The following is a 4,811-nucleotide window of genomic DNA, read 5'->3' as shown; positions in this document are numbered from 1 at the left end:
CCCCGAGCACGCCGGGGCGCGTGCCCGGCAGCGCCCGCGCGGTACGCTCCACGAAGTCGCCGAACGGTTCCGTCGACGGCAGCTCGCCGATCCGGCCGAGGCCGGTCCGGCCGTTGCCGTCGGGATGCGGGGCCAACGGCCGGTGCACGGTCAGGCCGAGCGCGTGCGCCAGGGCGTCGGACACGCCGGGGTCGGCCGAGTCGGCATTGGTGTGCGCGCAGAACAGCGCCACCCCCGAGCGGATCATGCGGTGCACCAGGCTCCCTTTGGTGGTGTCCGCCCCGACCCCGTGCACGCCCCGCAACAACAACGGATGGTGCGCCACGATCAGCCCGGCGCCGAGTTCGAGCGCCTCGTCCACGGTGTCGCGCACCGGGTCCACACAGACCAGCACGCGCTCCACCTCCTCGCCCGGGTCGCCGCAGACCAGGCCGACCGCGTCCCACGACTCGGCCAGCTCCCGGGGATAGGCCGCGTCCAGCGCGGCGATCAGATCGGACACCGTCGACGTCATGTTCCGATCCTCCCACGGGGGCCGACTACGCGGCGCAACATCCGGTGCGTGGTGATTAGGCCGACCGTTGGAATCTCGTCGGCGGCATCATCGAGATCCCGGGGATGATCGTTAGTCTCGCGATCGGTCATCACTCGCTGACACACTGTCAACGAGTCATCAGAACCGGCGACCACGGCACAGGCGCCGCCAGCGACCGATCCGGGAACCCGACCCGGACGGATTACAGGAGGGTCATGACCACCGCACGCGAAGCACCCGACATCCTCTCCCCCGAGTTCGCCGCGGATCCGTACTCCGCCTACGAGGCGATGTTCGACGGCCCGTCGCTGATCTGGCACGAGGCCATGAACAGCTACGTGATCTTCCGCTACGACGACGTGTCCCGCGCCTTCAAGGAGGGCGTGTTCACCACCGACAACTACGAGTGGCAGCTCGAACCCGTCCACGGCAAGACCATCCTCCAGCTCGACGGCCGTGAGCACTCCGTGCGCCGTGCCCTGGTGGCGCCCGCGTTCCGGGGGCAGGAGCTGGAGCAGAAGTTCCGGCCGGTGATCGAACGCAACGCCCGGGAACTGATCGACCGGTTCCGGAACACCGGCAGCGCGGACGTGGTGCACGACTTCGCCCGGCACTTCCCGATCAACGTGATCGTCGACATGCTGGGCCTGGACCGCGGCGACCACGAGCGGTTCCAGCGCTGGTACACCTCGATCATCGCGTTCCTCGGCAACCTCAGCCAGGACCAGGACATCATCGCCGACGGTCTGCGCACCCGGGACGAACTCGCCGAGTACATGATCCCGATCATCCGGGAGCGCCGGAACAACCTCTCCGACGACCTGCTGTCCACCCTGTGCGCCGCCGAGGTGGACGGCACCCAGATGAGTGACGAGGACATCAAGGCGTTCGTCAGTCTGCTGCTCGCCGCGGGCGGGGAGACCACCGACAAGGCCCTCGCCAGCATCGTGTCGAACCTGACCGCCCACCCCGAGCAGCTGCGCGCGGTGCAGCGGGACCGGAGCCTGATCCCGCAGGCGTTCGCCGAGACGCTGCGCTACACGCCCCCCGTGCACATGATCATGCGGCAGCCCGCGGAGGACGTCGAGCTCTCCGGCGGTGTCGTGCCCGCGGGCAGCACGCTGACCTGCCTGATCGGTGCGGCCAACCGCGACCCGGAACGGTTCTCCGACCCGAACACCTTCGACCTCTTCCGGGAGGACCTGCCGACGAACACGGCCTTCACCGCCGCCGCGCAGCACCTGTCGTTCGCGCTCGGCAGGCACTTCTGTGTCGGCGCGATGCTCGCCCGCACCGAGGTGGAGGTGGGCATGAACCAGCTCCTCGACGCGATGCCCGACCTGCGGATCGCCGACGGGCACACCGTCGTCGAGGAGGGCGTGTTCACCCGGGGCCCGGCCGCGGTGCCGGTGCGCTTCACCCCGAACTGACCGCCGCCCGCCGCGTCCCGTGCCGCACGGGCACCGGGACGCGGCGGGGTGCGCCCCGCGGTGCTCACACCACGGTGGGCGTGAAGGTGACCGGGAGCTCGGTCAGCCCGCGCATCCACACCGACGGGTGCCACACCAGATCCTCGGCGGGCAGCCCCAGATTGAGGTCGGGCAGCCGGTCCAGCAGGACCTCGACGCTGGTCTTCGCGATCACCTCGGCCACCTCCGGCGCCGGGTACGGACAACCGTGCTCGCCGTGTCCGAACGACATGTGCGCCCGGTTGCCCGTCGCGTCCGGCAGCGCCAGCCGCACGTTCGGGTCGGTGTTGGCCGCCGACAGACCGAGGACGAGCAGGTCACCCGCGCGGATGCGCCTGCCCGCCAGTTCGGTGTCCCGGGCCGCGAACCGCCCGATGAAGTTCTGCGTCGGGGTGTCGTGCCACAGCACCTCGGTCAGCGCCTGCCCGACACTCTCCCGGCCCCCGGCCAGTGTCAGCGCGAACCGCTCGTCGGTGAGCATCAGCCGCAGCGTGTTGCCGATCCAGTTCGCCGTCGGCTGCTGCGCCGCCGAGGCCACCACCAGCAGGTCGAGGGAGATCTCCTCGTCGGTCAACCCGGCGGGGTGCTCCAGCAGGGTCGACGGCACGTCCGGGCCGGGCATCGCCCGTTTCCGCTCCAGCAGCTCCGCCATCGCCTGCTGCACCCGCCCGTAGGCGGGGCCCGCGTCCGGGCCGACGTCCAGCGACGTGCGGATGTCGTGCACCAGCGTCGGGATGTCACCCTCGGGCAGGCCGTACATGGTCGCCAGCACCGACAGCGGCATCTTGAGCACGTACTCGCTCATCAGCTCCGCCTCGCCGCGGCCGGCGAAGGTGTCGATGAGCGAATCGGCGATGCGTTCGCAGTTCATACCGATCTCGAACTGGTCGAACGCGCCGAGGGCGTCCCCGAGCGCCCCGGCACGGCGCCGGTGCTCCTCCGCCTCGGCGAACATCACCGACGGGTTGTGCATCACGTACGGCATCAGGGGCCAGTCTTCGGGCACCCGGTCCCACATGTTCCACCGCCGGGTGTCCCGGGCGAACAGGTCCGAATTGGACGCCACCTGGTGCAGTTCCCGGTAGCCGATCACGAACCACGCCGGGATGTCCCCGTCGAGCAGAACCGGGGCGACGGGGCCGTGCCGGCTGCGGATGTCGGCGTACAGCACGGCCGGGTCGTGACGGAACCGCTCGCCGTAGAGCGGTTCGGCGTTGTCCAGCGACGACCGGAGGTCGGTCATGACGTACTTCCCTGGGTCGACATCGTGTACAGGTGGTCGACGAGAGTGATCAGGACCCGCTTGGACGACTCCCGGTCGCGGGCGTCGCAGTCGATCAGCGGCACCTCGTCGGCGAGGCTCAGCGCCTCGCGCAACTCGTCGAGATCGTGCGTGGCGCCCGGGAAGTTGTTCCGGACCACGATGAAGGGTGTGCCGTGGTGCTCCAGCCGGTCGATGGCGTACCAGGAGTCCTCCACCCGGCGCGTGTCCACCAGCACGACCGCGCCGAGGGTTCCCGCGAACAGCCGGTCCCAGAGGAACCAGAAACGTTGCTGCCCGGGGGCGCCGAACAGGTAGAGCACCATCTCCTCGTTGAGGGTGATGCGGCCGAAGTCGAACGCCACCGTGGTGGTGTTCTTCGCGTCGACCTCGCCGTTCTCGTCGACACCGAGTCCGGCCTGGGTCATCGTCTCCTCGGTGTTGAGCGGGCGGATCTCGCTCACCGAGCGCACCATCGTGGTCTTGCCGACACCGAACCCGCCGACGACGACGATCTTCACCCCGTCCGCCGCCGTGCTGTGCAGCGGTGTGCGGTCGGTGACGGGGTCGGCGGAGGGGGAATCAGAGATTGTGGAGTCCAACGAGCACCTTTTCGAGGAAGGCCGGATCGGGCAGTTCGGCCGTGGTCCGGCGCGCGCTCGGATGGCGGGCCGTGACCTGGCCGGTGCCCAACAGGTCCGTGATCAGGATCTTCACGACGCTGACCGGCAGGTCGAGTTCCGAGGCGATCTCCACGACCGCGGTGGGATACCGGCAGATCCGCAGGATCCGGGCGTGTTCGGACTGCATCCCGGGCGCCGGGTCCGACTCGCCCACGATCAGCGTGACGAGGTCGAGGTCACTGTCGTCGGCGCGGCTGCGCCCCCCGGTCACCGTGTAGAGCCGGTCCGGGTCCTCGCTGTCGATCGCGTGCCGGATCATGCCGGTTGACCGTCGGGTCCGGGCCTGCGGGGCGGGGCCGTCAGGAACGGTCCGAGCTGTTCGACCAGCTCGTTCAGCTTGTGCCCCACGAGACCGACGTCGGAGTCCTCCTCGGCGAGCAGCGCCAGGTGCGCCCCCTCCCCCGCCTCCACGATGAACAGCAGCCCACCGTGGAACTCGGTCATGGACTGACGCACGCCCCCGGAGCCGTCCCCGAACTCCATCGACGCGCTCTGCGCGAGCGCCTGTACGCCCGCGGCGACGGCGGAGAGCTGGTCGGCCCGGTCGACGCCGAGCCCCTGGGTGTGACACAGCTTGAGTCCGTCCCGCGACAGCACCAGCGCGTGCTGCGCGCCCGGCGTCTGTTCCAGCAGACGCTCCAGTAACCATTCGAGACTCTGGTTGGTCGTAGTCATCACGCGATCCTTGTCAGCTGCGGTCGGGTGGTGCGGCCGGTGCGGATCAGTCGGAATCCGGCCGCGATTCCGGAGGTGGAGTGTCCCGTTTGTCCGGACGCAGAGCCTGGCGGAACGCCCCGAACCGCGCTCCCGCGTCGCCGCGGGGCCGGTCGGCCCGGTCGGACCCGGCGCGGGGCTGCCGGGGC

The 4,811-nt window shown here is 70.0% G+C and carries 6 protein-coding genes; 1 reads left to right on the top strand and 5 read right to left on the bottom strand.

Going from position 1 to position 4,811, the window contains the following annotated elements; all coding sequences use genetic code 11:
- On the bottom strand, window positions 1–514 hold a 514-nt coding region (locus ACTIR_RS23580; RefSeq protein ID WP_034240323.1), incomplete at its 3' end, for a Nif3-like dinuclear metal center hexameric protein.
- 236 nt (window positions 515–750) lie between these two features.
- Between ACTIR_RS23580 and ACTIR_RS0114975 the strand changes: the two genes are divergently transcribed.
- Window positions 751–1,965 (top strand): cytochrome P450, encoded by a 1,215-nt coding sequence (locus ACTIR_RS0114975; RefSeq protein WP_026454897.1) that lies wholly within the window; start codon window positions 751–753, stop codon window positions 1,963–1,965.
- A 64-nt stretch (window positions 1,966–2,029) separates the two neighbouring features.
- Here ACTIR_RS0114975 and ACTIR_RS0114970 read toward each other — a convergent pair whose 3' ends face one another.
- From ACTIR_RS0114970 to ACTIR_RS0114955, 4 genes are read right to left on the bottom strand one after another with little or no spacing between them, the layout of a single operon-like run.
- Window positions 2,030–3,247, bottom strand: coding sequence for a cytochrome P450 (locus tag ACTIR_RS0114970; protein ID WP_026454896.1), 1,218 nt, complete (start codon window positions 3,245–3,247; stop codon window positions 2,030–2,032).
- Window positions 3,244–3,867 carry a GTP-binding protein gene (locus tag ACTIR_RS0114965; RefSeq protein ID WP_026454895.1) on the bottom strand — a complete coding sequence of 208 codons (624 nt, stop codon included), beginning with the start codon at window positions 3,865–3,867 and terminating at the stop codon, window positions 3,244–3,246. Before ACTIR_RS0114965 ends, ACTIR_RS0114970 begins: the two co-directional genes overlap by 4 nt.
- Complete coding sequence (locus tag ACTIR_RS0114960) at window positions 3,848–4,207, bottom strand: DUF742 domain-containing protein (RefSeq protein WP_007026563.1); 360 nt, start codon at window positions 4,205–4,207, stop codon at window positions 3,848–3,850. Before ACTIR_RS0114960 ends, ACTIR_RS0114965 begins: the two co-directional genes overlap by 20 nt.
- Window positions 4,204–4,623, bottom strand: coding sequence for a roadblock/LC7 domain-containing protein (locus tag ACTIR_RS0114955; RefSeq protein WP_007026564.1), 420 nt, complete (start codon window positions 4,621–4,623; stop codon window positions 4,204–4,206). The genes ACTIR_RS0114960 and ACTIR_RS0114955 overlap by 4 nt, the downstream gene beginning before the upstream one ends.
- Between the last annotated feature and the right edge of the window lie 188 nt (window positions 4,624–4,811).

Origin of the sequence: Saccharomonospora iraqiensis subsp. iraqiensis (genome assembly GCF_000430445.1) — a bacterium.
In the GTDB taxonomy this organism is placed as follows: domain Bacteria; phylum Actinomycetota; class Actinomycetes; order Mycobacteriales; family Pseudonocardiaceae; genus Saccharomonospora; species Saccharomonospora iraqiensis.
This window is presented reverse-complemented; position numbering and strand designations above follow the sequence as displayed.

Bases quoted from the DNA above. Each gene is read 5' to 3' on its own strand.
- ACTIR_RS0114975 (WP_026454897.1), top strand. From the start codon at position 751: ATGACCACCGCACGCGAAGCACCCGACATCCTCTCCCCCGAGTTCGCC.
- ACTIR_RS0114960 (WP_007026563.1), bottom strand. From the start codon at position 4,207: ATGATCCGGCACGCGATCGACAGCGAGGACCCGGACCGGCTCTACACG.
- ACTIR_RS0114955 (WP_007026564.1), bottom strand. From the start codon at position 4,623: ATGACTACGACCAACCAGAGTCTCGAATGGTTACTGGAGCGTCTGCTG.
- ACTIR_RS0114970 (WP_026454896.1), bottom strand. From the start codon at position 3,247: ATGACCGACCTCCGGTCGTCGCTGGACAACGCCGAACCGCTCTACGGC.